This is a genomic window from Burkholderia sp. BCC0097 (assembly GCF_902832985.1).
Taxonomy (GTDB): Bacteria; Pseudomonadota; Gammaproteobacteria; order Burkholderiales; family Burkholderiaceae; genus Burkholderia; species Burkholderia orbicola.
The window spans coordinates 139,261-163,216 of the sequence record NZ_CADFDM010000010.1 but is presented as its reverse complement, the minus strand read 5'-3'; the positions used below and the strand labels follow the sequence as shown (position 1 = coordinate 163,216).

Annotated in this window: 22 protein-coding genes; 14 read left to right on the top strand and 8 right to left on the bottom strand. The window is 69.4% G+C overall.

Going from position 1 to position 23,956, the window contains the following annotated elements; all coding sequences use genetic code 11:
• Positions 1-20: 20 nt before the first annotated feature.
• Entirely contained in the window at positions 21-1,547 is a 1,527-nt protein-coding gene (locus HWX07_RS29745; protein ID WP_175878703.1) for a CoA-acylating methylmalonate-semialdehyde dehydrogenase, read from the top strand.
• 14 nt (positions 1,548-1,561) lie between these two features.
• Entirely contained in the window at positions 1,562-2,452 is an 891-nt protein-coding gene (gene mmsB / locus HWX07_RS29740; RefSeq protein WP_175878702.1) for a 3-hydroxyisobutyrate dehydrogenase, read from the top strand.
• 115 nt (positions 2,453-2,567) lie between these two features.
• On the opposite strand, the gene HWX07_RS29735 is transcribed toward mmsB, so the two are convergent.
• The 4 genes from HWX07_RS29735 to HWX07_RS29720 form a co-directional block, all read right to left on the bottom strand.
• Positions 2,568-2,900 (bottom strand): hypothetical protein, encoded by a 333-nt coding sequence (locus HWX07_RS29735; RefSeq protein WP_011548018.1) that lies wholly within the window; start codon positions 2,898-2,900, stop codon positions 2,568-2,570.
• A 225-nt stretch (positions 2,901-3,125) separates the two neighbouring features.
• The gene (locus tag HWX07_RS29730) at positions 3,126-5,546 is read right to left on the bottom strand and encodes a c-type cytochrome (protein ID WP_175878701.1); all 2,421 of its coding nucleotides are present in this window, start codon (positions 5,544-5,546) and stop codon (positions 3,126-3,128) included.
• Positions 5,536-6,039: a (2Fe-2S)-binding protein gene (locus tag HWX07_RS29725; RefSeq protein WP_175878700.1), complete on the bottom strand. Its 504-nt coding sequence runs from the start codon at positions 6,037-6,039 to the stop codon at positions 5,536-5,538. Before HWX07_RS29725 ends, HWX07_RS29730 begins: the two co-directional genes overlap by 11 nt.
• A 187-nt stretch (positions 6,040-6,226) precedes the next feature.
• Positions 6,227-7,384, bottom strand: a complete 1,158-nt coding sequence (locus HWX07_RS29720; RefSeq protein ID WP_175878699.1) for an FAD-dependent monooxygenase — start codon at positions 7,382-7,384, stop codon at positions 6,227-6,229.
• A 299-nt stretch (positions 7,385-7,683) separates the two neighbouring features.
• On the opposite strand from HWX07_RS29720, the gene HWX07_RS29715 reads away from it, so the two are divergent.
• From HWX07_RS29715 to HWX07_RS29695, 5 genes are all read left to right on the top strand, one after another.
• Positions 7,684-8,436 carry an Asp/Glu racemase gene (locus HWX07_RS29715; protein ID WP_006483547.1) on the top strand — a complete coding sequence of 251 codons (753 nt, stop codon included), beginning with the start codon at positions 7,684-7,686 and terminating at the stop codon, positions 8,434-8,436.
• A 27-nt stretch (positions 8,437-8,463) separates the two neighbouring features.
• On the top strand, positions 8,464-9,294 hold the full coding sequence (locus tag HWX07_RS29710) for an alpha/beta hydrolase (protein ID WP_175878698.1): 831 nt from the start codon (positions 8,464-8,466) through the stop codon (positions 9,292-9,294).
• Positions 9,295-9,339: 45 nt separating this feature from the next.
• Positions 9,340-10,380, top strand: coding sequence for a 2,5-dihydroxypyridine 5,6-dioxygenase (locus HWX07_RS29705; protein WP_175878697.1), 1,041 nt, complete (start codon positions 9,340-9,342; stop codon positions 10,378-10,380).
• A gap of 19 nt (positions 10,381-10,399) precedes the next feature.
• On the top strand, positions 10,400-11,047 hold the full coding sequence (locus HWX07_RS29700) for an isochorismatase family protein (RefSeq protein ID WP_175878696.1): 648 nt from the start codon (positions 10,400-10,402) through the stop codon (positions 11,045-11,047).
• A gap of 249 nt (positions 11,048-11,296) precedes the next feature.
• On the top strand, positions 11,297-13,579 hold the full coding sequence (locus HWX07_RS29695; protein ID WP_175878695.1) for a molybdopterin cofactor-binding domain-containing protein: 2,283 nt from the start codon (positions 11,297-11,299) through the stop codon (positions 13,577-13,579).
• Positions 13,580-13,604: 25 nt separating this feature from the next.
• Here the strand turns inward: HWX07_RS29695 and HWX07_RS29690 are convergent, their stop codons facing one another.
• Positions 13,605-14,051, bottom strand: a complete 447-nt coding sequence (locus HWX07_RS29690) for a MarR family winged helix-turn-helix transcriptional regulator (protein WP_006491051.1) — start codon at positions 14,049-14,051, stop codon at positions 13,605-13,607.
• Positions 14,052-14,586: 535 nt separating this feature from the next.
• Here HWX07_RS29690 and HWX07_RS29685 point away from each other — a divergent pair.
• Together HWX07_RS29685 and HWX07_RS29680 are read left to right on the top strand one after the other, a co-directional pair.
• Positions 14,587-15,894 (top strand): MFS transporter, encoded by a 1,308-nt coding sequence (locus tag HWX07_RS29685; protein WP_175878694.1) that lies wholly within the window; start codon positions 14,587-14,589, stop codon positions 15,892-15,894.
• A 282-nt stretch (positions 15,895-16,176) separates the two neighbouring features.
• Positions 16,177-16,938 carry a DUF4397 domain-containing protein gene (locus tag HWX07_RS29680; RefSeq protein WP_077219494.1) on the top strand — a complete coding sequence of 254 codons (762 nt, stop codon included), beginning with the start codon at positions 16,177-16,179 and terminating at the stop codon, positions 16,936-16,938.
• A 94-nt stretch (positions 16,939-17,032) separates the two neighbouring features.
• On the opposite strand, the gene HWX07_RS29675 is transcribed toward HWX07_RS29680, so the two are convergent.
• Together HWX07_RS29675 and HWX07_RS29670 are read right to left on the bottom strand one after the other, a co-directional pair.
• Entirely contained in the window at positions 17,033-17,584 is a 552-nt protein-coding gene (locus tag HWX07_RS29675) for a DUF3005 domain-containing protein (protein WP_124461444.1), read from the bottom strand.
• A gap of 189 nt (positions 17,585-17,773) precedes the next feature.
• Positions 17,774-18,022 (bottom strand): hypothetical protein, encoded by a 249-nt coding sequence (locus HWX07_RS29670; RefSeq protein WP_155123310.1) that lies wholly within the window; start codon positions 18,020-18,022, stop codon positions 17,774-17,776.
• 234 nt (positions 18,023-18,256) lie between these two features.
• On the opposite strand from HWX07_RS29670, the gene HWX07_RS29665 reads away from it, so the two are divergent.
• From HWX07_RS29665 to HWX07_RS29645, 5 genes are all read left to right on the top strand, one after another.
• Complete coding sequence (locus HWX07_RS29665; protein ID WP_175878693.1) at positions 18,257-19,807, top strand: NCS1 family nucleobase:cation symporter-1; 1,551 nt, start codon at positions 18,257-18,259, stop codon at positions 19,805-19,807.
• A 23-nt stretch (positions 19,808-19,830) separates the two neighbouring features.
• Positions 19,831-20,553 carry an aspartate/glutamate racemase family protein gene (locus HWX07_RS29660; RefSeq protein ID WP_175878692.1) on the top strand — a complete coding sequence of 241 codons (723 nt, stop codon included), beginning with the start codon at positions 19,831-19,833 and terminating at the stop codon, positions 20,551-20,553.
• A gap of 61 nt (positions 20,554-20,614) precedes the next feature.
• Positions 20,615-21,799 carry a LysR family transcriptional regulator gene (locus tag HWX07_RS29655; protein ID WP_175878691.1) on the top strand — a complete coding sequence of 395 codons (1,185 nt, stop codon included), beginning with the start codon at positions 20,615-20,617 and terminating at the stop codon, positions 21,797-21,799.
• Between the two features lie 163 nt (positions 21,800-21,962).
• Positions 21,963-22,394 carry a DUF1090 family protein gene (locus HWX07_RS29650; RefSeq protein ID WP_175878690.1) on the top strand — a complete coding sequence of 144 codons (432 nt, stop codon included), beginning with the start codon at positions 21,963-21,965 and terminating at the stop codon, positions 22,392-22,394.
• A 233-nt stretch (positions 22,395-22,627) separates the two neighbouring features.
• Positions 22,628-23,614: an ABC transporter substrate-binding protein gene (locus HWX07_RS29645; protein ID WP_175878689.1), complete on the top strand. Its 987-nt coding sequence runs from the start codon at positions 22,628-22,630 to the stop codon at positions 23,612-23,614.
• Between the two features lie 28 nt (positions 23,615-23,642).
• On the opposite strand, the gene HWX07_RS29640 is transcribed toward HWX07_RS29645, so the two are convergent.
• Positions 23,643-23,840: a hypothetical protein gene (locus tag HWX07_RS29640; protein WP_175878624.1), complete on the bottom strand. Its 198-nt coding sequence runs from the start codon at positions 23,838-23,840 to the stop codon at positions 23,643-23,645.
• Positions 23,841-23,956 lie beyond the last annotated feature (116 nt).

The following is a 23,956-nucleotide window of genomic DNA, read 5'->3' as shown; positions in this document are numbered from 1 at the left end:
TCGTTTCCCCGGAGAGTTCCATGAACGCCGCAGTTCCCCAGACCACCCTCGCCCTGCCCACCGCCAAGCTGCTGATCGACGGCGCGTTCGTCGAATCGCACAGCACCGAATGGGGCGACATCGTCAACCCCGCGACGCAGGAAGTCATCGGCCGCGTGCCGTATGCGACGCTCGACGAGGTCGATGCCGCGATCGCGTCCGCGCAGCGCGCGTTCCAGACCTGGAAGACGACGCCGATCGGCGCGCGGCTGCGCATCATGCTGAAGTTCCAGGATCTCGTGCGCCGCAATCTCGAACGGATCGCGCACACGCTGACGGCCGAGCAAGGCAAGACGCTGCCCGACGCGCAGGGCGACATCTTCCGCGGCCTCGAAGTGGTCGAGCATGCATGCTCGATCGGCACGCTGCAGCAAGGCGAATTCGCGGAGAACGTCGCGGGCGGCGTCGATACGTACACGCTGCGCCAGCCGATCGGCGTGTGCGCGGGCATCACGCCGTTCAACTTCCCCGGAATGATTCCACTGTGGATGTTCCCGATGGCGATCGTCTGCGGCAACACGTTCGTGCTGAAGCCCTCGGAGCAGGACCCGCTGTCGACGATGCAGCTCGTCGAACTCGCGATCGAGGCCGGCGTGCCACAAGGCGTGCTGAACGTCGTGCACGGCGGCAAGACGGTGGTCGACCGCCTGTGCACGCACCCGGACATCAAGGCGATCTCGTTCGTCGGCTCGACGCGCGTCGGCACGCACGTGTACAACCTCGGCAGCCAGCACGGCAAGCGCGTGCAGTCGATGATGGGCGCGAAGAACCACGCGGTCGTACTGCCCGACGCGCATCGCGAGCAGTCGATCAACGCGCTGGTCGGCGCGGGCTTCGGCGCAGCCGGCCAGCGCTGCATGGCGACTTCCGTCGTCGTGCTGGTCGGCAAGGCGCGCGACTGGCTGCCCGATCTCGTCGAAAAGGCGAAGGCGCTGACGGTCAACGCGGGCGCCGAAGCCGGCACCGATGTCGGCCCGGTGGTGTCGAAGGCGGCGAAGGCGCGCATCCTGTCGCTGATCGACGCCGGCGTGAAGGAAGGCGCGACGCTGCTGCTCGACGGCCGCGACGTGAAGGTGCCCGGCTACGAGCACGGCAACTTCGTCGGCCCGACGATCTTCTCGGGCGTGACGACCGACATGTCGATCTACAAGGAGGAAATCTTCGGGCCGGTGGTGGTCGTGATGGAAGCCGACACGCTCGACGACGCGATCGCGCTCGTCAACCGCAACCCGATGGGCAACGGCGTGGGCCTGTTCACGCAGAGCGGCGCGGCGGCGCGCAAGTTCCAGAGCGAGATCGACGTCGGCCAGGTCGGCATCAACATCCCGATCCCGGTGCCGGTGCCCTACTTCAGCTTCACCGGTTCGCGCGGCTCGAAGCTCGGCGATCTGGGCCCGTACGGCAAGCAGGTCGTGCAGTTCTACACGCAGACCAAGACGGTCACCGCGCGCTGGTTCGACGACGACGCGACGGCCGGCGGCGTGAACACGACGATCGCGCTGCGCTGAGCGAGGGCCCGCACATGGAAATCGCCTTCATTGGACTCGGCAACATGGGCGGCCCGATGGCCGCCAACCTGCTCAAGGCCGGCCACGCGCTGACGGTGTTCGACCTCGATGCGCACGCGGTGGACACCGCGGTGCGCGCCGGGGCGACGGCGGCAACGTCGCCGCGTGAAGCCGCCGCGCGCGGCTCGTTGATCATCACGATGCTGCCGGCCGCGCAGCACGTGCGCGCCGTCTACCTCGGCGACGACGGCGTGCTGGCCGGCGCGCGCGCCGGCGCAACGCTGATCGACTGCAGCACGATCGATCCCGGCACTGTGCGCGCGGTGGCCGACGCGGCCGCGCAGCGCGACTTCCCGCTCGCCGACGCGCCCGTGTCGGGCGGCACCGGCGGGGCGCAGGCCGGCACGCTGACCTTCATGGTCGGCGCGCAAGCCGCGCTGTTCGAGCGCATCCGCCCGGTGCTGCTCGACATGGGCAAGAACGTCGTGCATTGCGGCGGCACCGGCACCGGGCAGATCGCGAAGATCTGCAACAACCTGCTGCTCGGCATCTCGATGATGGGCGTATCGGAAGCGATGGCGCTCGGCGCCGCGCTCGGCATCGACCCAACCGTGCTGGCCGGCATCATCAACACGTCGACCGGCCGCTGCTGGAGTTCGGATGCGTACAACCCGTATCCCGGCGTGAGCGACACCGCGCCGGCCGCGCGCGGCTATGCGGGCGGCTTCGCGGCGAACCTGATGCTGAAGGATCTCGGGCTCGCGACCGAAGCCGCGCGCAGCGCGCATCAGCCGGTCTGGATGGGCGCGCTCGCGCAGCAGCTGTATCAGTCGATGAGCCAGCAGGGGCTCGGCACGCTCGACTTCTCCGCGTGCGTAAAGCTGTACGAGGCGCAGCCGGCCTGATGCGCCCGGCCGACGCCGGACGTACGTCGACCCGCGAAGGGCCGGAACGGCATCGCGGGTCGGTTTGCAGGCGGGGGAAGAAAAACGCGGGCGGCGCAGTCATGCCGCCGGTCGGTCAACCGCGCGGGTTCGACGCCGTCTCGAAGGTCGGATGGCACTCGAACGCGAGTTCGGAGCGTGCGTCGACGCGGCGGCCGCCGGTCAGCGATTCCTGCTTCACGCTGGCGCGCATCCCGCGCTGCGTGCAGTAGTTGGTGGCTTCGTTGACGGCCTTCTCGTGGGCGTCGGCCCACGTCGTGGACACGCCGACCGTGCGCGTCGTCACGGTGTACACGTTCGGGTTCGACGTCGCGGTCACGTCGGAAGCAGTCGAACACGCGGCGAGCAAGCATGCAGCAGCCGCAATGGTCAACCATCGCAGAGTTCGAAAAGAGACTGGAATGGACATGGAGGGCAGGCGCACGCCGGTCGACGTGCATTGAGCAACATAGGCGACAGTATGCCTGCTCGATCGCCGAAGATCATGCCCCTTTCGGTGAACACATTGTTTCGAATGGTTAAACGATGGCCGAATCCGGCAAGAATTACAGCCGTCGCCGACCATCGTTTTTCGTTCGTCAGGTCATTTCGCCCGGTGCGCCTGCCGGGCCGGCCGCTCACGCCGGCGCGACGGTCAATGTGCACCCGCCTGACGGATTCGCGCGGATGCTTCCGCGAGGTTGCGCCACGCCGGCTGCCCCGGTGCGTAGCGTGCGCGGATGTAGGCGGCAAGCTCGGCCATCTGCCGATCGTCGAAGGCATCGCCGAAGCCCGGCATGTAGCCGAGCCGGTCGGTGGCCGGCTGGTCGATCCCGTGGTGCAGCACGCGCAGCAGATTGTCCGGCGTCGACTGGCTGACGCTCGTGTTGAGCCCCATCAGCGGCCGCACGCCGAAATGTCCGACGCCGCCCGATTCCGCATGACACACCGCGCACGCCGCGTCGAACGCGCGGCGGCCGTTCTCGAGGCCGAGCGTCGCGATCGTTTCCGCGCCGCGCGCCTGGCGGTCGGCCGCGGCCGCGGCGATTGCCGCATCGACGGGCGGCGACAACGACGCCACATAATGCGCGATCGCCCGCACGTCGGATTCGGGCAGCGCCGCGAGCCCCGCGACGACCGGCGCCATCGGCCCGGCCGCGACGCCGTGCTGTGCCGAGAACCCGGTGCGCAGATAGTCGAACAGCGCGCCTTCGGTCCACGGCACGGGTGAAGCCGCCGATGCGACGAGCGACGGCGCGACCCAGCCTTCCGCTTCGCCGCCCGACAGATAGGCGAGACCACCCTTCTCCGCACCGAGCGCGTTGCGCGGCGTGTGGCAGGCGCCGCAGTGCCCGGCGCCGTCGACCAGATACTTGCCGCGATTCCACATCGCCGAGCGCGCCGGGTCCGGCGCAAACGGCCGCGCGTCATGAAACAGCCAGTTCCAGCCGGCCACGAGCCGCCGCTGATCGAGCGGAAACGGCAGCTTCGTCTTCGGCGGCACGTGCTTCACCGGCGGCTGCGACATCAGGTACGCATAGAGCGCGAGCAGATCGGGCTCGCTCAGCTTCGCGAATGCGGTGTACGGGAACGCCGGGTACAGGTGCGAGCCGTCGCGCGAGATGCCTTCGCGCATCGCGCGGGCGAACGCCGGATACGACCAGTTGCCGATGCCGGTTTCCGGATCGGGCGTGAGGTTCGTCGTGTAGATCGTGCCGAACGGCGTATCGAGCGCGAGCCCGCCCGCATTGGTCGCGCCGCCGGGCGCCGTGTGGCACACCGCGCAATCGCCGGCGAGCGCGACCAGGCGGCCGCGTTCGAGCGTCGCCGCGCTCCACATCGCGCCGTCCGCGCCGCCGGGCGCAACAGGCGCAAGCGGTGCGATCGGCGCGGGGCCCGGCAGGATCGCGCACGCCAGCCCGATCAATCCGCCGACCACGCCGCCCGCGCCGCCGCCGGCCAGCCAGTGGCGCCAGCGCGATGCGCGGCGCGGGGCCGCGTGCGGCCCGTCGGCGGTATCGGCCGGCACCGGTTGCGCAAGCGCGGCGCGAATGTGCGCCGCATCGAACGGCGGCGCGCGAAAACGCACGCCTGTCGCGTCGTACAGCGCGTTGGCGATGGCAGCCGCGGCCGGCGCGACTGCCTGCTCGACTCGCCGCGCATCCTGCCTGGACAGGTCGCCATGCTCGCGATACGCGGCGGCGTCGAAGGCAACCAGCTCGTGCGCAATCGCGTCGGGCCGCGCATCGGCATCGGTCTCGTCGTGCGCGGGCCGCGCCGACAACCGTGCGCCCATCACGCGGGAAATCGCGGCCTCGATCTGCCATGCGGGCAGGCCGGCCAGCGCCGCGTCGCCCGGCTCGCCGCTGCCTTGCCCGGCCACGACGCGCCGCACCGAGACGTCGCCGGTCGCACGGTCGACCTCGAGATCCACGACCCACGCGGACCAGTGCGGATCGCCGTGACGATCGGCATCGTCGCCGGATGCGGATGCGACTGTGCGCGCATCGACCCGCTCGCCATCGAAGGCGAAGCCGCGACCGCTGACACGCGACGCGGCGTTCGTCCGGTTCGTAACCGGGACGCCCCAGGCGGCGCGTTCGCAGACCATCCGGATCGTTTCACGCGGCCCCGCGTCCCGCGCGGCGTCGAGATGCTGCAGCCGCAACGCGACCGGGTCGCGCCGCAACGCGCCCGCGAGTTCGTCGACGAAGGATTCGCGGGCAAAGACGTGTGCGTGACCGGGAATCGCGCCATCGGCATCGGCCAGCTCGATCGACGTCTGCGCGTGCCGGTAGACGAACGGCGATGCGGCGCCGGGATCGGCGCGTTCCGCGGCTCCGCGAGCGTCGTTGGTAGTCGGGCCGGCCGCCTGCGCGCGATAGCGCCACGTGGTCATGCTGCCGTCGGGCGCGGTCCGCGTTTCGATATCGAAAGATGCAGGCGTGCGCGCATCGCCGATCGGCCAGGCGTAGCGCGCGCGGTGCGGCGGCGCGGCGGCGGCGGCCGCGTCATCGTGCGGCGCTGGTTCCGCCACGCACGCCGGCGCCATCGGCGGACCTGCGTCAGGCTTCATCGCCGCCTCGCAGATAGCGTGCGGCGCGATGCACCGCGCGGATGATCTCCAGATGCGTGCCGCAACGGCACAGGTTGAAGCGCAACGCGTCCCGGACCGCCGCATCGTCGGGCGCGGGGTGGCGGTCGAGCAGCGCCTTCGTGCTCATGATCATGCCGTTCAGGCAGTAACCGCATTGCGCGGCCTGCTCGTCGATGAACGCGCGCTGGATCGCATGCGGCGCGTCGCACGACCCAAGCCCTTCCAGCGTCGTGACGTCGCGCCCGTGCGCGGCGGCGGCCGGCACGACGCACGAACGCGTGGCCTGTCCGTCGACGAGCACCGTGCACGCCCCGCACTGCCCGAGCCCGCAGCCGTACTTCGGGCCATTGAGCGCGCAGTCGTTGCGCAGGACCAGCAGCAGCGGCGCGTCGGGCGCGGCGGCGGCGAAGGTGTGCGGCGTGCCGTTCACGCGAAACGCCAGCGGCCGCGACGGAGAAGCGGGATGGGACATGAATGGATCCGGAATGCGGCGTGCGGGCCGGCGTCGGCCGACGGCGGGCACGGGCCGCCGGCTGGCGCCTGCCGGCGCGCCTGACATATAACACGCCGAAATGCGCGCGTTGCCGCGCATCGATTCCCGCGCCGGCGCAGCGGCTGCAAAGCGGAGGCAAAGCGCCGGCCGGCGCGGGCGCCGCGCGTCAGGCCACGGCCGCCACGCTGCTGCGCGACGGCGCGTCGAGCGGCACATCGAACACGTCGTAACCGAATACCCACGAGGGGTCCTCGTTGGTGCGCAGCCACGTATTGTTGTGCGACACGAGCTGCACCTTCGACGCGCGTACCGCGCGATTCGCCTCGTACAGCGCGAACGCGCCCGCGTAATCGCCGACGCCGACTTCGTCGAGACAGCGCGCGAGCATCGCCGCATCCTCGATCGCCATCGCCGCGCCCTGCGCCATGTGCGGCTTCATCGGATGGCACGCGTCGCCGAGCAGCACGAGCCGGCCGCGGCTCCACAACGGCAGCGGATCGCGTTCGAGCAGCGGCCATTTGGTGATCGACGGCGACACGTCGATCAGATGCTGGATGTCGGCGTGGAAACCGGCGAACGCCTCGCGCATCTCGTCGCGGCTGCTGTCGACCATCGACACGCCCTCGGGCCATTCGGCCTGCGGCACGCCCGTCACGTAGTAGTACTCGTCGCGCTTCTCGGTCACGTAGTAGACCATCATGTGGCGATCCTCCGACCACCACTTCACGCACATGTCGTACGGCTTGTTGCCGAGCAGCGCGGCCGGGAACACCGCGCGGTGCGCGACATAGCCTGTGTAGCGCGGCGGTTCCGCACCGAGCAGATGCTCGCGCAGCCGCGAATTCACGCCGTCCGCGCCGATCGCGATGTCGGCCGTCTCGATGCTGCCGTCGGTAAATGAGAGGCGCACGTCGCTGCCCGTGTCCTCCACCGCCGCGAGCTTCTTGCCGAAGCGGATCGTGCCGGGCGTCACCGCCTGCGTCATCAGCGCATGGAAATCGCCGCGATGCACGGTCAGGTAGCTCGCGCCGTAGGCCTTGCGCGCGTAGTCGCCGAGCGGAATCCGCGACAGCACGTCGGCCGTGCGCCAGTCGCGGCTGTACCAGCAATCCGGATGCGAACCCATCGTTTCCAGCGCGTCCTCGCAGCCGATGCGCCGCATGATCTTCATCACGTTCGGGCCGAGATGGATGCCCGCGCCGAGACGCGAGAACGCGGGCGCCTGCTCGTACAGCGCGACGTCGTAACCGCCGCGCTGCAGCAGCGCGGCAGCGGCCGTGCCGCCGAGACCGGCGCCGATGATTGCGATACGGGGTTTGCTCATGCGGATCTCCTGATCGTGGGCCCATTGCCGAACGCGGCGCCAGGGCGAGCGGATTGAGTGGCGTTTATTTAGCGTACACACTCAATTTATTCTGGACAAGCAGATTATCGATCGACGCCGACGCCTCCGGGAAAGCACCAATAAATCTCCTGAAATCCATACACGCCAACAATAAATCCATGGCAGACGCTATTTTGATCCATTGCCATTTTCAAATGTACACACTAGACTTTGCCCAACATCCGGCGATCCCGCGCCAGCGTGCCGCCCCCCTCCTTACCGACACGGAGCCTCCCGTCATGAGCAAGACCTACCGCATCGGCCAGATCGTGCCGAGTTCCAACACGACGATGGAGACCGAGATCCCGGCGATGCTGCGGCTGCGCGAAGCGATCCGGCCCGAGCGCTTCACGTATCACTCGAGCCGGATGCGGATGAAGAAGGTCGTCAAGGAAGAACTCGCGGCGATGGACGCCGAATCCGACCGCTGCGCGGTGGAACTGAGCGATGCACGCGTCGACGTGCTCGGCTATGCGTGCCTCGTCGCGATCATGGCGATGGGTCACGGTTATCACCGCGTGTCGCAGGCGCGCCTCACGAAGCACACGGCCGACAACGGTGCGCAGGCGCCGGTGCTGACGAGCGCGGGCGCGCTCGTCGACGCGCTGAAGGTGATCGGCGCGAAGCGCATCGTCGTCGTCGCGCCGTACATGCTGCCGCTCACCGAGCTGGTGGTCGACTACATCCGCAACGAAGGCTTCGACGTGCTCGCCTACCGCGCGCTGGAAATTCCCGACAACCTCGACGTGGGCCGCCACGATCCGGCGCGCCTGCCCGACATCGTGAAGACGCTGCCGTACCAGGACGCCGATGCGATCGTGCTGTCCGCATGCGTGCAGATGCCGTCGCTGCCGGCCGTCGCGAAGGTCGAGGCGATGACGGGCAAGCCGGTGATCACCGCGGCGATCGCCACCACCTACGCGATGCTGCGCGAGCTCGATCTCGAACCGGTCGTGCCGGGCGCCGGCGCGCTGCTGTCCGGCGCGTACTGAGCGCCGCCGCTACTTCGGAGCCATCCCATGTCCTCGACTTTCCTGTACGGCGCGAACGTCCGCGCCAACGGCATCCGCCAGCACTATCTGCGCTACGGCGGCGCGACCGGCGCACGCGCGTCGCGCCCGGCGATCGTGCTGATTCCCGGCATCACTAGCCCCGCGATCACGTGGGGCTTCGTCGGCGAAGTGTTCGGCGCGGCGTTCGATACCTACGTGCTCGACGTGCGCGGCCGCGGGCTGTCGGACGCGTCGCCGTCGCTCGACTACAGCCTCGATGCGCAGGCGGACGACGTCGCGGCACTCGTCGCCGCGCTCGATCTGCCGCGCACGAGCCTCGTCGGCCATTCGATGGGTGCGCGCATCGCCGCGCGCGCGGCCCGGCGCGGCATCCGCGGGCTCGCATCGGTCGTGCTGGTCGACCCGCCCGTGTCGGGCCCGAACCACCGCGACTACCCGGGCAAGCTGCCGTGGTACATCGACTCGATGGCGCTCGCGCGCGCCGGCACCGACGCCGAAGGCATGCGCGCGTTCTGCCCGACCTGGACCGAGGCCGAACTGCGGCTGCGCGCCGAATGGCTGCATACCTGCGACGAACGCGCGGTGCGCGCATCGTACGAAGGCTTCCATACCGACGATTTCCACGCGGATGCCGCGCAACTGGCGGTGCCGTCGCTGCTGATCACCGCCGAGCGCGGCGACGTGGTGCGCGACGACGACGTCGCCGAGCTGCAGCGCGCGACGCCGACGATGCGGCACGTGCGCGTGCCCGATGCCGGCCACATGATCCCGTGGGACAACGCGGCGGGCTTCTACGCGGCGTTCGGCGACTTCCTCGGCGCGCCGCTCGCGGCCTGAGCGCGGCGCCCGCCCCTTTCCTTCACGCCTTTACCGGAGCCGACGATGCCAGTCAGCGATACCCAACTGATCGACGCGTGGAAGCAGGTCCTCACGCTGTCGCGCCTCGAGCCAGGCCAGACCATCACGATCCTGACGAGCGCGGCCACCCATCCGCAGACGCTGTCGTGCGCGCTGATCGCGACGCAATCGCTGGGTGCGATCGTCAACCGGCTCGACCTGCCGCCCGTCAACGGCGACAAGGCGTTCAGCCGCGACCCGCTCGCCTACCTCGGCACGACGCCGCTGACCGGCAACAAGGCCGCGATCGCCGCGCTGCGCGAGAGCGACCTCGTGCTCGACCTGATGACGCTGCTGTTCTCGCCCGAACAGCACGACATCCTGAAGTCCGGCACGAAGATCCTGCTCGCGGTCGAGCCGCCCGAAGTGCTGGTGCGAATGGTGCCGACCCTGGCCGACCGCACGCGCGTGCTTGCCGCGTCGAAGAAAATCGCCGCGGCCCGCGAGATGCGCGTGAGCTCGGCGGCCGGCACCGCGCTCGTGTGCCCGCTCGGCGAGTTTCCGCCGACAGCCGAATACGGCTTCGTGGACGCGCCGGGCCGCTGGGACCACTGGCCGAGCGGCTTCGCGCTGACCTACCCGAACGACCGCACCGCGCGCGGCACGATCGTGATCGACCGCGGCGACATCCTGCTGCCGCAGAAGCACTACGTGCGCGAGCCGATCGCGCTGACCGTCGAAGGCGGGTATGCGACGCTCATCGAAGGCGGCGTCGACGCCGACCTGCTGCGCGACTACATGGAAACGTTCGCCGACCCCGAAGGCTATGCGATCTCGCATATCGGCTGGGGGCTGCAACCGCGCGCGCGCTGGTCGACGCTCGGGCTGTACGACCGCGAGGCGACGATCGGGATGGACGCGCGCGCGTTCGAGGGCAACTTCCTGTTCTCGCTGGGCCCGAACAACGAAGGCGGCGGCAATCGCACGACCACTTGCCACATCGACATCCCGCTGCGCCGCTGCACGGTCGAGCTCGACGGCGAGACCGTCGTGCGCGACGGCCGAGTGACCGATCAACCCGCCTGACCGACGAGCCCCCGACACCATGAACGATCTTTCCCGTCACGCCGAAGCGAACGTGTATCGCCAGCAGGGTTTCGGCACGCCGCTGCCGCCGCACGGCAACATTGGACTGCTGATCGTCGATTTCGTGGTCGGCTTCGCCGATCCCGCGACGTTCGGCGGCGGCAACATCGCGCCGGCGATCGCGTGCACCACGCGTGCGCTCGCGCTCGCGCGCGGACGCGGCTGGCCGGTCGCGCACAGCCGCATCGTGTATGCGGACGACGGCAGCGACGACAACGTGTTCTCGCTGAAGGTGCCCGGCATGGCGACGCTGACCGAGCATCATCCGAACAGCGCGATCGTGCCCGAACTCACGCCCGCGCCGGGTGAACTCGTCGTGCGCAAGACCGTGCCGTCGGCGTTCTTCGGCACGCAACTCGCGCCGTGGCTCGCGCAGCGCGCAGTGCAGACGCTGCTCGTCGCGGGCGCCGTGACGAGCGGCTGCGTGCGCGCGAGCGTCGTCGACGCGATGTCGCACGGGTTCCGCCCGCTCGTGCTCGCCGATTGCGTCGGCGATCGCGCGATCGCGCCGCACGACGCGAACCTGTTCGACATGCAGCAGAAATATGCGGCCGTGATGCCGCTCGACGATGCGATCGCGGCGATCGATGCCGTGCAGGCACGCTGAACTGCTGCGTCGCACGGGTGGCTCCGGCCATTCGGGCGGCTCGGGCGGCTCGGGCGGTTCGGGCGGCGTCAGCGCTGACTGCGCCCGCACCCGCGCGCAATTGACGCTGCGGTTTTGGCGGCCTAGATTGACCGCATGCGCAGCCGCGCCGCGGCCACCCGCCGTCTCGCGTGCGCCGCGCGCTGCATGCACGCCGCATTCGTCGCGGCCGGGCGCCGGCCGCGCCTTCCTCGACAGGATCTCTCCCCCGTGAACCGCTCCGAACTGCTCGCGCGCACCGGCTGCCTGACCGTGATCCGGCCGCCCGCGCCGCCCGTGAAGCCGGCGCCCGGCCAGCCGGGCAGCCTGTCGTCCTACGTGCCGGCGCTGCCGGAAGTGTTCGTCGCGATTCTCGACGACGGCCGCATCCTCGCGTTCAACGGACACGTCGATCTCGGCACCGGCATCCGCACGTCGCTCGCGCAGATCGTCGCCGAGGAACTCGACGTGCCGGCCGCGCGCGTGACGATGGTGCTCGGCGACACGGCCGCAACGCCAAACCAGGGGCCGACCATCGCGAGCGCGACGATCCAGATTTCCGCGACGCCGCTGCGCTGCGCGGCCGCGCAGGCCCGTCACGCGCTGCTGGCGCTCGCCGCCGAGCGGTTCGGCGTCGATGTGGAGCGGCTGGGCATCGACGATGGAACGATTTCAGCCGACGGACAGGTAGTTACGTTCGCCGCGCTCGTCGCCGCGCAACGGATCGCGCTGACGCTCGACCTGAACACCCGCACGAAGGACCCCGCGCACTACCGGATCGTCGGCCGCGCGTCGCCGCGCGTCGACCTGCCCGCGAAGGCGACCGGCCAGCTCACGTTCGTGCACGACATGCGCGTGCCGGGCATGCTGCATGGCCGCGTCGTCCGGCCGCCGTATGCGGGCCACGACAGCGGCCCGTTCGTCGGCACGTCGCTGGTGGACGTCGATCGCGCATCGGTGGCCGACGTACCGGGGCTCGTGGCCGTCGTCGCGCTCGGCGATTTCGTCGGGGTGGTCGCCGAGCGCGAGGAGCACGCGATCCGCGCCGCACGCCAGTTGCGCGTGACGTGGCGGCCGCTTCCCGCGCTGCCGCCGCTCGACGCGCCGGCCGCCGCGATCGCCGCCGCGCCGGCCACCCGCCGCGTGCTGCTCGACGAAGGCGATGTCGACGCCGTGCGAACGGAACCGGACACGCTCACGCTGTCGCGCACCTACGCGTGGCCGTTCCAGATGCACGGCTCGATCGGCCCGTCGTGCGCGCTCGCCGACTATCGCGCGCCGGGCGACGGGCGCATCACCGTGTGGTCCGGCACGCAGAACCCCGTGTCGCTGCGCTACGACCTCGCGACGCTCGTCGCGCGCGATGAGGCCGATATCGACGTCGTGCGGATGGAAGCGGCCGGCTGCTACGGCCGCAACGGCGCGGACGACGTGTGCGGCGACGCGCTGCTGCTGTCGCGCGCGGTCGGCCGCCCGGTGCGCGTGCAGTTGTCGCGCGCGGACGAACATCTGTGGGAACCGAAAGGCGCGGGCCAGTCGATGCAGGTGACGGGCACCGTCACGCGCGACGGCCGCCTGCTCGGCTACGACTTCACGACGCGCTACCCGTCGAACGACGCGCCGCTGCTGGCAGCGCTGCTGACCGGCGCGATCGCGCCCGAGCCGCGCGTGTTCGAGATGGGCGACCGCACGGCCGTGTCGCCTTATGCGAGCCCGCATCGTCGCTTCGTCTGCGAGGATCTCGCGCCGCTCGTGCGGGCGTCGTGGCTGCGCGGCGTGTCGGCGTTGCCGAACTCGTTCGCGCACGATGCGTTCGTCGACGAATGCGCGGCGCTGACCGGCGTCGATCCGCTCGCGTTCCGGCTGCGCCATCTGCAGGACACGCGTGCGATCGAATTGCTGCAGGCGGTGGCCGAGCGCGCGGGGTGGACGCCACGCGTGCCGCGCCCGCTCGACAAACACGACGAACGCGACGAAGCGCGGCTCGTGCGCGGCCGCGGGATCGCGTATGCGCGCTACGTGCATAGCCGCTTCCCCGGCTTCGGCGCGGCGTGGTCGGCTTGGGTTGTCGACCTGAGCGTCGATCGCGTGTCGGGCGAGATCCGCATCGAGCGTGTGACGGTCGGACAGGACACGGGCACGATGATCAATCCGGATGGCGTGCGCCACCAGATCCACGGCAACGTGATCCAGGTATTGAGCCGCACGCTGAAGGAGCGCGTGCGGTTCGCGGACGGCAAGGTCGCGTCGCGCGAATGGGCGAGTTACCCGATCCTGACGTTCGCGGAAGTGCCGGACGTCGATGTCGTATTGATGCCGAGGCAAGGCGAACCGCCGCTCGGTGCGGGCGAATCGGCATCGGTGCCGGGGCCGGCAGCGGTCGCGAATGCGCTGTTCGATGCGACCGGCGTGCGGTTCTATGCGCCGCCGTTTACGCCGGAAACCGTGCGTGCCGGGCTACACGAGGCCGGCCGACTGATGAGCGCCGACGCGGCAGCGCCTGTCACGACGTAGATGGGTCTGGGCCGCGCGCCACACATCAGGCGTCGCCGTCTTCTTCCATCATCTTGCGCAGCAGGAACTGCAGCGCGACACGCTCGCCGGGATTGAGCGCGCCGTACGTGCGCTCCGTCACCTGCCGTGCGAACGGCACCGTGCGGTCGATCAGCGCGAGGCCGGCCGCGGTCGCGCGCACGATCAGCTTGCGACCGTCGTTCGGGTCGGGCAACACCTCGATCAGCGCGCGCGTCTTCAGCCGCTCGACGACGCCGCGAATCGTCGCCTGATCGATCGCGGTCGCCTTGACGATGTCGTTGAGCGAACACGCCTGCCGCTCCTTGACCGCGCACAGCGTCACGAACTGCGCGGCCGTGAGATCCGAATCGGGAATCGCCTCCTGGAAAATCGAAACGTGCCGCTGATACGCGCGGCGCAGCAGATGCCCGACCTGGTCGTGAAAATCGTACGAATCCTTGGAAGACGCCATGAGAGTGCAGACCCTTGCCTGCATGCAAATGAAAGACAAGCAGTGTACACCCTCAAATCGGCGTGGCCGGCGGCCGGCCGTCGCGTCATTGCGGTGCATCAGGGTTCGCGGAATCGCATGCAAGCGGCGCGTGGGGCTCGCCCGAGCCATAGCGGATCGCCTGCCCGTCACGGCGGCGTGCCGGCCAGCCGCGCACCGTCGCGGCGGCTACCGCATGTGTATGTGTGCGCCGCCAGCTTTCGCGCACACACTCCAATTTTGAGTGCATACGCACGAAATTCGTGCATGCCGCCGCATATGTTTCCATCTTTTCAGCGCACACTCCATATCATCCAAAACCCCTTTGATGACACGGACATTTGTCATGCAAACGCTTGCCTTAAGATGGCCGTATACGTGCCTGTGCGCTTCGGTATTTTCTAGTGTGTACGCTACGTATTTGACGTGATATACAGACTCCAGTGCGCAGCGGAACGTCCCGCTCGCGACGATCGAGCCACCCATTCATCCGTCACACTCGAACAGGGGCAGTCCCATGTCTACCGCACACCCGAGCGCCGCCGTTTCCCCCGACGACGCGCCCCACGGCCCTCTCTATCGCAAGGTCACGCTGCGCCTCATCACCCTCTTCTGCCTGTGTTACTTCGCGGCCTATCTAGATCGCATCAACATCGGTCTCGCGAAGCTCCAGATGCTCGATGCGCTGAAGTTCAGCGACACCGTGTACGGCCTCGGCGCCGGGCTGTTCTTCGCCGGCTACATCCTGTTCGAAGTCCCAAGCAATCTGGTGCTGCAACGCGTCGGCGCGAAGCTGTGGATCGCGCGGATCATGATCACGTGGGGCCTGCTGTCGGGCGCGACGATGTTCGTGCACACGCCGATGCAGTTCTACGTCGTGCGCTTTCTGCTCGGCGCCGCCGAAGCCGGTTTCCTGCCGGGCGTGCTGCTGTACCTGACGCAGTGGTATCCCGATGCACGTCGCGCGCGGATCGTCGCGCTGTTCATGGTGGGCCTGCCGCTGTCGAGCATGATCGGCAGCCCGATTTCCGGCTGGATCATGCGTGCGTTCGACGGCGCGCACGGGCTCGGCGGCTGGCAGTGGCTGTTCCTGCTCGAAGCGCTGCCGTCGGTGCTGCTCGGCTTCGCGGTGCTGCGCTGGCTGCCGAACGGCATCGAATCCACGCGCTGGCTGAACGCCGACGAGAAGCGGGTGCTGCGCGCGAATCTCGACGCCGATCCGTCCGGCAACAAGAGCCACGCGCTCGGCAAGGCGTTCTCCGATCCGAAGGTGTGGGCGCTCGGCCTGATCGACCTGTGCGTGCTGCTCGGCCTGTATGCGGTGAGCTTCTGGCTGCCGACGATCCTGCGCGACACCGGCGTGAAGGACGCATATCAGATCGGCTGGCTGATGGTGATCCCGAACGCCGCCGCCGTGCTCGCGACGCTGTACTGCGGCGCCAGCTCCGACCGCGCACGCGAACGCCGCTGGCATATCGTCGTGCCGTTCATGGTGTCGGCCGTCGCGCTGGCGATCGCGGCTTCGTCGTCGCACGGCACGCTCGGCACGTTGCTGCTGTTCTCGCTGATCAACGCCGGCGCGGCCGCCGCGATGCCGGTCGTGTGGGCGCTGCCGTCCACGTTCCTGAAGGGCTCGGCCGCCGCCGGCGGCATCGCGTTCGCATGCTCGATCGCGAACCTCGGCGGGTTCGGCAGCACCTATTTCATCGGCTGGCTGCGCGATACGTTCCATTCGCAAAGCGCGGGTCTGTATGGTTTCGCCGCGTGCATGCTGGTCGGCTGCGCACTCGCGCTCGCGTATCCGGCCCGGCTCGTGAACCGCTGACGTATCGCGCCGCGCGCGCGACGCTGCTTTTTTACAACCGCGCCGAGCGCGCGGTCTGTTCCCCGGCTCCTCGCATCACCCCGCGCACGCCGCCACGCCGGCGCGTGCGCGCTTCCCCGCCGCCGTTCGCCGTTTTTTCCTCGCACAGGCACACCGCTTGCGACATCCTCGCGCCCGCCATCCGGCGGACAGCCATCTGCCTTCCAACCGGCGCTGCGCCCCGCGCGATCCGTCACGCGGCGGTTCTGCATCGCAAGCAGGTTCCCTGAACGAGAGGACAACATGAAATCAATACGAACGATAGTGGCCCTGTGCTCGGTCATTTCCGTACTCGCGGCGTGCGGCGGCGGCGACGACGCCGGCACCGTACTCGGCATCTCGAAGCCGCAGGCACGCTTCATCAACGCGGTGCCGGCCGGCCCGAACCTCGACTACTACCTGAACGGGAAGGTCGACCAGTCGGGCGTCGCCTACAAGGGCGTGACGCGCTATCACGATGTCGATTCGGGCACGCAGACCGCGAGCTACGACGTGTCGGGCACGACCGCGACCATCGCGTCCCAGGCGTTCAGCGCCTCGAACGGTCACCACTACACGACGATCGCGCTGCCGAGCACGACGTCGCTGATCTCCGTCATCGACGATCCGTACGACAAGGGCCTGCTGTCGGACAAGGCGCGCGTGCGCAGCTTCAACGCATCGCCGAATGCGCAGAACGTCGACGTGTACGTCGTGCCGCCGGGCACCGACATCACGACGGTCAGCCCGACGATGGCGGGCGCCGCGTACCAGAACGCCGTACCGGCGACGACGCAGGATTCGGTCTACCTGAACGGCGGCACGTACCAGGTGGTCGTCACGACGGCCGGCAGCAAGTCGCCGATTCTCAAGACCGCGCCGGTCAGCATCGGCAACAACGCGGACTGGCTGCTCCTGACGATTCCGTCGGGCGGCGTCGGCGACGTGACGCCGAACGACATCCACGTGCTGGTCGCGCAGGGCAACGACGCCGATACGTCCGCGCAGGAGCTGGGGCCGCAGTAACGCGGCAAGGGCCCGAAACGATCGCGGCGGCCGGTGCGATGTGCGCCGGCCGCCGCGTGTCGAATACCTCGAATGCCGGTATCAGTGGCCGCTATCAGTCGTCGGACCGTTCGAGGCAGATCACGTGCTCGGCACGGGCGCTGTCACCGTGCTCGACATCGACGTCACCGACATGACGCACCCGCCAGCCCGGCCGCGTCGCGATCTGCGGCATGTTGCCGGACGGCCGGCTCTCGATCCCGCCGAGCCCTTCGTCGGGCGTATCGACCGCTTCGTCGAGCGACGCGTTCGAATAGATCACGTTGTCCTGCAGCTCCGACGCGCCGGTGCGCGCCTCCATGCCCTTGCCGTCGACGTCGACCGTGTTGTCGGTCATCGCCATGTTCGCGTTGTCGAGCGTGACGATCCGGCCGGCGGCCCGGCGTACCGGATCGCCGCTGTCGACCGCATGCGCGTCGACGTCGATCTCCGGCAGGCCGGTCGGCATTTTCCCCGCGACCGCCTCCGGCGTCAGCGGACGCCGCGCCACTTGCGCGGCCTGGGTCGCCGCGTCGGGCATGTCGCCAGCCGCCGGCGTCTTCACCGGGCTCTTCTCGATCTGTTCCCGCTGCTTTTCCGGGGTAGGGTTCGATTCCGCGTTCTGCATCGCACCTCCTTGCCCGGCCGGCGGACGCCGGCGTCACGCCGTCGCCGCCGGCCGGAAATCGCTACAACGGTCCTTGCAAATCTTTCATGCGCACGCCCACGCGCGCACGCCGTCCGGCGCGCGTGGGCACCGCACCTCAGCGGCGAACGGCGCGCTGACGCACCGTCCGCCCCGGCTATCCGCCGTCGGTCAGCCGCCACTCGCGCCGCTCGGCGCGGAGGCCGCGCCCGGCAGGCTCGCGCCGGCGTCCGCCCCACTGCTCGGCGTGCCCGACGGCGCGGTCGAAGGCGCGGCCGACATGCCGCTCGCTGCGCTCGAATCTGAACTGGCCGCGCCGTTGTCGCCCTTCTTCTGGCAACCCGCGCCTGCCGCCAGGCCCGCGATCAGGATGCCGGCGAAGACGGCTCGCGATACGTGACGAATGGAATATCGCTGCATGACACCTCCGCTGATGTCGATGTGGATGGAACCCGTCGACTCGCAATTTGCATGCCGTTCTCCCGCCGCCGCGGCCCGACGCGATTCATTCATTTTTCAAATGACGCCCAGCCGAATATTTAATTTCCCATCGTGGTAGCCGCCGCCCATACTCGCGAACAAATCCGAGACATAACGTCCACCGGGGCCCGGCCCGCGCCGCGTACGACACGCGGCCGGTTTCGCGCCCCGCACATGGAAGGAGACAACGGCGTGCAACTGGAAGCCATTCACCGCGCGGGCCTCGGGCTCGGCGCGGACGACGCATCGCATCGAACCGACCCGGCCGCGCACGATCCCGCGCTGAGCCCGCGGCTGCACAACCCCGATCTCGCGCCGACCCAGGCCGAAGGCCGGACCTGGGGCCGCTACAGCATCTTTGCGCTATGGACCAACGACGTGCACAACATCGCGAACTACTCGTTCGCGATCGGGCTGTTCGCGCTCGGCCTGTCGGGCTGGCAGATGCTCGCGTCGCTCGCGATCGGCGCGGTGCTCGTGTACGGCTTCATGAACCTCACCGGCTACATGGGCCAGAAAACCGGCGTGCCGTTCCCGGTGATCAGCCGGATGAGCTTCGGCATCTACGGCGCGATGCTGCCCGCGATGATCCGCGCGGTGATCGCGATCGCATGGTTCGGCATCCAGACCTATCTCGCATCCGTCGTGCTGCGCGTGCTGCTCACCGCGATCTGGCCGGGCCTCGCCGCGTTCGACCAGAATGCGATCTTCGGGCTGTCGACGCTCGGCTGGATCACGTTCGTCGCGATCTGGCTGGTGCAGATCGGCATCCTCACGTACGGGATGGAAATGGTCCGCAAGTACGAGGGGCTCGCCGGCCCGGTGATCCTCGTCACGACGCTGTCGCTCGCCGCATGGATGTTCAGCCGCACCGGCGGCCACCTCGCGATGTCGATCGGCAAGCCGATGACCGGCCTGAAGATGTGGACGGAAATCTTCGCGGGCGGCGCGCTGTGGCTCGCGATCTACGGCACGCTGGTGCTCAACTTCTGCGATTTCGCCCGTTCGTCGCCGAGCGCGAAAACCGTGCGCGTCGGCAACTTCTGGGGCCTGCCGGTCAACATCCTCGTGTTCGCGACGATCAGCTTCGTGCTGGCCGGCGCGCAGTTCAAGCTGAACGGCCACATCATCCACAGCCCGACGGAAATCATCGCGACGGTGCCGAACAAGCTGTTCCTCGTGCTCGGCTGCCTCGCCTTCCTGATCGTGACGGTGGCCGTGAACATCATGGCGAACTTCGTCGCGCCGGCCTTCGTGCTGACGAGCCTCGCGCCGCATCGCCTGTCGTTCCGCCGCGCGGGCCTGATCAGCGCGACGATCGCCGTGCTGATCCTGCCGTGGAACCTGTACAACAGCCCGATCGTGATCGTCTATTTCCTGTCCGGCCTCGGTGCGCTGCTCGGCCCGCTGTACGGGATCATCACGGTCGACTACTGGCTCGTGCGCAAGCAGCGCGTGAACGTGCCCGATCTCTACACCGAAGCGCCGAGCGGCGCCTACTTCTACACGCGCGGCGTGAACCGCAAGGCGCTCGCGGCACTCGTGCCATCCGCGCTGATCTCGATCACGCTCGCCGTCGTGCCGGCGTTCAGCGCGATGACGCCGTTCTCGTGGCTGCTCGGCGCGGCGATCGCGGGCAGCGTGTACTGGCTGCTGGCCGATCGCAAACGGATCTACGAAGCGCGCTCGGGCGAGCACATCGCGGTCGCCTGCGCGCGACACTGACACACACGCACACGGAGTCACCGATGAGGATCCTGGTAGTCAACGTCAACACGACCGCGTCGATCACCGACGCGATCGCCGCGCAGGCGCAGGCAGCCGCATCGCCGGGCACGGAGATCGTCGGGCTCACGCCGCGCTTCGGCGCGGAGTCGGTCGAGGGCAACTTCGAGAGCTACCTCGCCGCGATCGCCGTGATGGATCGCGTGTTGAGCTACGACGAACCGTACGATGCGGTGATCCAGGCCGGCTATGGCGAGCATGGCCGCGAAGGGCTGCAGGAACTGCTGACGGCGCCCGTCGTCGACATCACCGAAGCGGCCGCGAGCGTCGCGATGCTGCTCGGCCATCGCTACTCGGTCGTCACGACGCTCGACCGCACGGTGCCGCTGATCGAGGATCGCCTGAAGCTCGCCGGGCTCGATGCGCGCTGCGCGTCGGTGCGCGCGAGCGGCCTCGCGGTGCTGGAACTCGAGGAGAATCCGGCCCGCGCGATCGAATCGATCGTCGGCCAGGCGCAGCGCGCGGTGAAGGACGATCACGCGGAAGTGATCTGCCTCGGCTGCGGCGGGATGGCCGGCCTCGACCGGCAGATCGAGGAATGCACGGGCGTGCCGGTGGTCGACGGCGTATCGGCCGCGGTCGCGCTCGCCGAATCGCTGGTGCGCCTGAAGCTGAAGACGTCGAAGGTCCGCACGTACGCGCCGCCGCGCCCGAAGCGGATCGTCGGCTGGCCGTTCGCAAAATGACGGGCCGCCGGCCGGCTGCCGCATCGCGTGGCCGCCTCGTATCGTCGGGACGCGTATCGCCATGCGGGCCCCGCTAGATCCGACCGCCCTGCCCCGCGACGCATCCGACGCCACGGGCGCGCTCGACGTGCTCGATGCACGGCTGATGCGCATCCTGCTCGTGCTGCTGACCGAGCGTACCGTGTCGCGTGCGGCCGTGCGCCTGAACATGTCGCAGCCGGCGACGAGCGCCGCGCTCAAGCGCCTGCGCACGCTGCTCGGCGATCCGCTGCTGGTGCGCAGCCGCTACGGGATGGTGCCGACCGAGTTCGGCGCGCGGCTGATCGAGCCGCTGCGCAACGCGCTGCGCGTGATCGACTTCATCCGCATCCAGCAGCCGACGTTCGACGCGCGCACGTCGGTGCGCACCTACCGGATCGGCTGCCCCGACTATCTGAATGTCCTGTTCGTGCCGAAGCTCGTCGCGCTGTTTCGCGAGCGTGCGCCGCACGCGCAACTGGTGTTCCATCCGCTCGGCGACGGGTTCGACGACGAGCGCGCGCTGGCCGACGGCGAGCTCGATGTCGTGATCGACAACCGGCCCGTGCGCCGGTCGCGCTTCCGGCAGGACGACCTGTTCGACGATCGCGTCGTATGCCTGATGCGCGCGACGCACCCGCTCGCGCGGCGCGGCGCGATGACGGCCGCCGGGTTCGCGGCGGCGCCGCAGCTGTGCCCGACGCCGTCGTGGCTCGAAGCGTCCGGCGCGATCGACCGGCAACTCGAACGCGTGGGCCTGCAACGGCGCATCGTCGTCACGCTGCCGCACTTCGAACTCGCCGCGCATGCGCTGGTGCGCACCGACCTGATCCTCACCACCACGTACCAGCTCGCGCGGCACTATGCGAAGCTGCTGCCGCTCGCCGCAGTCGCGCTGCCGGTCGAGCCGCCGGGCATCGCGTACCGGATGACGTGGAACGAATCGGGATCGTGCGCGGAAGGCGGTCGGTGGTTGCGCGGGCTGATCGCCGAGGCGACGCGCGCATGGCTCGACGCCGAGGCGATGCTGCCGGCGGTCGCGGCGGTCGCTGCCGTTGCCGCTTCCGGGGTCGATGCGGACGCAACGGACACCGCGCCGGCAGGCACCGAGTCGCCCGAGTCCACCCGGCGCACGCGCCGCGGACCGGCCTCGCATCGTCATGCTTCGCATCCGGCGCGCGTCGCGCAGGCGGCACGCATCCATCGCGGCGCGGCCAAGTCGCACTGACCGGCGCCGCACCCGGGCCGGAATGGTCCTCTCGTCCGCTGCATGTCAGACCGGTCCTATTTACCCGCGTCGCACCGACTCGTCAGAATGACGCCTCGAACCCGTGCCGCCGGACGTCGTATCGCGAACGCCCGTGACTGCTTGATCGAATCGAGGAAATCCCATGAAGCACACATTCATCGCGCTGGCCATCCCGGTCGCGCTTTTCGCGAGTACCGGCGCATTCGCCGACACTCAGGACTGCGCAACGCGCATCCGCGCGCTGCACACGCAGATCGACAATGCGAAACGGTTCGGCAACACGCAACAGGCGATGCGCCAGGAGGCCGCGCTCGAGCGAATCCAGGCGAACTGCACGGATGCCGGCCAGCTCGCGCGCGCCGAACGCAGGCTGACCGACAAGGCGCGCGACCTGCGCCACGCGGAAGACGAAGTCCGCCGCGCACAGGCGCGCGTCCACGAAGCCGAAACGCTCGGCGATGCAAGGAAGCTGAACAACGCGCAACGCAAGCTCGCCGACAAGCAGGCGAAACTGCGCGACGCCACGCGCGACCTGCACGACGCGCAAATCGATCGCGATGCGCTGAAAGGCTGACGGATTGAACAAGGGTTGATGCGACGAGCCGTGTCACGCGTGCCGCTTGACGACGAGCAGCACCGGCAGCGACACGCCAGACCCGGGCGTCGGGCCGACACCGGCCACTCCGGCGGCCGGCGGCCGGCGCACGAATATGCATTTCACGATTCGATGTTTGTCGGCCGGAAACCGATTCCGTAATCTGCCCGGCAGCCGCGCGACCCGCGCGGATCACCGAGGACACGCCGCCGATGACCCACTCTTCCGCCCCCGCGCGCCGCCGCGCGCTGCAGCGCCTTGCCGCGCTCGCCGCCGCGCCGCTCGCCGGCGGCCTCGCATTGCCCGCCCGCGCGGCCGGTACCGACCTGTCGGGCGTGACGCTCGTCCTCGGCGACCAGGCCGGCGGCCTGCGGGCGCTGGCCGAAGCGGCGCGCGTGCTCGACGGCGCGCCGTACCGGTTCCGCTGGGCCAACTTCCAGGGCGCCGCGCCGCTGTTCGAAGCGCAGCGCGCGGGCGCGATCGATCTCGCACCGGCCGGCGACCTGCCCGTGCTGACGGCCGCACTCGGCGATCCGTCGTTGCGGATCGTCGCGACGCGCGTCGGCTCGCCGGCGTCGCTCGGCATCGTCGTGCAGCCGGACTCGCCGGTCCGCACGGTGGCCGACCTGAAAGGGCAAACCGTCGTCGTGTCGTCGGCGCGCGGCAGCATCTCGCAGTATCAGTTGTACGGCGCGCTGCGCGAACACGGGCTCGCACCGCGCGATGTCGACGTGCGCTTCGTGCTGCCGGTCGACGCGTTCGCCGCATTCGAGGCGAAGCGGATCGGCACCTGGGCCACGTTCGATCCGTACTACGGGCATGCGGTGCGACGCGGCGCGCGCATCGTCCGCGATGGCAGCGGCATCAATTCGGGGCTTGCGTTCCTGACGTCGCCGGTCGAAACGCTCGACGATCGCGGCAAGCGCGCGGCGCTCGCGGACGTGCTCGCGCGGCTCGCCCGCGCCGGTCAATGGGCGCTCGCGCACCCGGCCGACTACGCGAGCATCTATGCGTCGCTCACGCGCCTGCCGCCCGACGCGGCCACCGACATCGCGCGCCGGGCCGCGCTCGCGCAGCGCAGCCTCAGCGGCGCCGACATCGACGTGCTGCAGCGTGTCGCCGATCGCGCGGCCGCGGATGCGATCCTGCCGCGCCGCGTCGACGTCGCGTCGATCGCCATCCGGGACGTGTCGGCCTGAGCGAGGCCACGCGGGCCGCGGAGCACGTTCAGCGCGGCCGCGTCATATCGAGATCCGGCACGTCGTCGCCAAAGGTCGACGCGACGAGCGGGCACATCGCGGCGACCAGCAGCGTCGGCCCCGGATGCACATGTAACCGGCGCCGCAGCGCCCCAGCAAGCCGCCGCATCGCGGAAACCCGCCCCCCGAACAAACCCGCGCACGCTGTCACCCGCGCGTCATTCATGCGTAGAATGATCTGAAGGCGCGCCGCCGCGGTTCGCGGCACGCCGCCGAGGCCATCACAAACACAATACACACGCCGATCCGGACCCGTTTCCGAACACCCGGCGACGACAGGAC

Excerpts from the sequence above, each read along its gene's own strand:
- HWX07_RS29680 (WP_077219494.1), top strand. The coding sequence starts at position 16,177 with ATGAAATCAATACGAACGATAGTGGCCCTGTGCTCGGTCATTTCCGTA.
- HWX07_RS29725 (WP_175878700.1), bottom strand. The coding sequence starts at position 6,039 with ATGTCCCATCCCGCTTCTCCGTCGCGGCCGCTGGCGTTTCGCGTGAAC.
- HWX07_RS29700 (WP_175878696.1), top strand. The coding sequence starts at position 10,400 with ATGAACGATCTTTCCCGTCACGCCGAAGCGAACGTGTATCGCCAGCAG.
- HWX07_RS29670 (WP_155123310.1), bottom strand. The coding sequence starts at position 18,022 with ATGCAGCGATATTCCATTCGTCACGTATCGCGAGCCGTCTTCGCCGGC.
- HWX07_RS29655 (WP_175878691.1), top strand. The coding sequence starts at position 20,615 with ATGCGGGCCCCGCTAGATCCGACCGCCCTGCCCCGCGACGCATCCGAC.
- HWX07_RS29665 (WP_175878693.1), top strand. The coding sequence starts at position 18,257 with ATGGAAGGAGACAACGGCGTGCAACTGGAAGCCATTCACCGCGCGGGC.
- HWX07_RS29650 (WP_175878690.1), top strand. The coding sequence starts at position 21,963 with ATGAAGCACACATTCATCGCGCTGGCCATCCCGGTCGCGCTTTTCGCG.
- HWX07_RS29690 (WP_006491051.1), bottom strand. The coding sequence starts at position 14,051 with ATGGCGTCTTCCAAGGATTCGTACGATTTTCACGACCAGGTCGGGCAT.
- HWX07_RS29730 (WP_175878701.1), bottom strand. The coding sequence starts at position 5,546 with ATGAAGCCTGACGCAGGTCCGCCGATGGCGCCGGCGTGCGTGGCGGAA.
- HWX07_RS29710 (WP_175878698.1), top strand. The coding sequence starts at position 8,464 with ATGTCCTCGACTTTCCTGTACGGCGCGAACGTCCGCGCCAACGGCATC.
- HWX07_RS29675 (WP_124461444.1), bottom strand. The coding sequence starts at position 17,584 with ATGCAGAACGCGGAATCGAACCCTACCCCGGAAAAGCAGCGGGAACAG.
- HWX07_RS29720 (WP_175878699.1), bottom strand. The coding sequence starts at position 7,384 with ATGAGCAAACCCCGTATCGCAATCATCGGCGCCGGTCTCGGCGGCACG.
- mmsB (WP_175878702.1), top strand. The coding sequence starts at position 1,562 with ATGGAAATCGCCTTCATTGGACTCGGCAACATGGGCGGCCCGATGGCC.
- HWX07_RS29735 (WP_011548018.1), bottom strand. The coding sequence starts at position 2,900 with ATGTCCATTCCAGTCTCTTTTCGAACTCTGCGATGGTTGACCATTGCG.
- HWX07_RS29745 (WP_175878703.1), top strand. The coding sequence starts at position 21 with ATGAACGCCGCAGTTCCCCAGACCACCCTCGCCCTGCCCACCGCCAAG.
- HWX07_RS29645 (WP_175878689.1), top strand. The coding sequence starts at position 22,628 with ATGACCCACTCTTCCGCCCCCGCGCGCCGCCGCGCGCTGCAGCGCCTT.
- HWX07_RS29660 (WP_175878692.1), top strand. The coding sequence starts at position 19,831 with ATGAGGATCCTGGTAGTCAACGTCAACACGACCGCGTCGATCACCGAC.
- HWX07_RS29685 (WP_175878694.1), top strand. The coding sequence starts at position 14,587 with ATGTCTACCGCACACCCGAGCGCCGCCGTTTCCCCCGACGACGCGCCC.
- HWX07_RS29715 (WP_006483547.1), top strand. The coding sequence starts at position 7,684 with ATGAGCAAGACCTACCGCATCGGCCAGATCGTGCCGAGTTCCAACACG.
- HWX07_RS29705 (WP_175878697.1), top strand. The coding sequence starts at position 9,340 with ATGCCAGTCAGCGATACCCAACTGATCGACGCGTGGAAGCAGGTCCTC.
- HWX07_RS29640 (WP_175878624.1), bottom strand. The coding sequence starts at position 23,840 with ATGAATGACGCGCGGGTGACAGCGTGCGCGGGTTTGTTCGGGGGGCGG.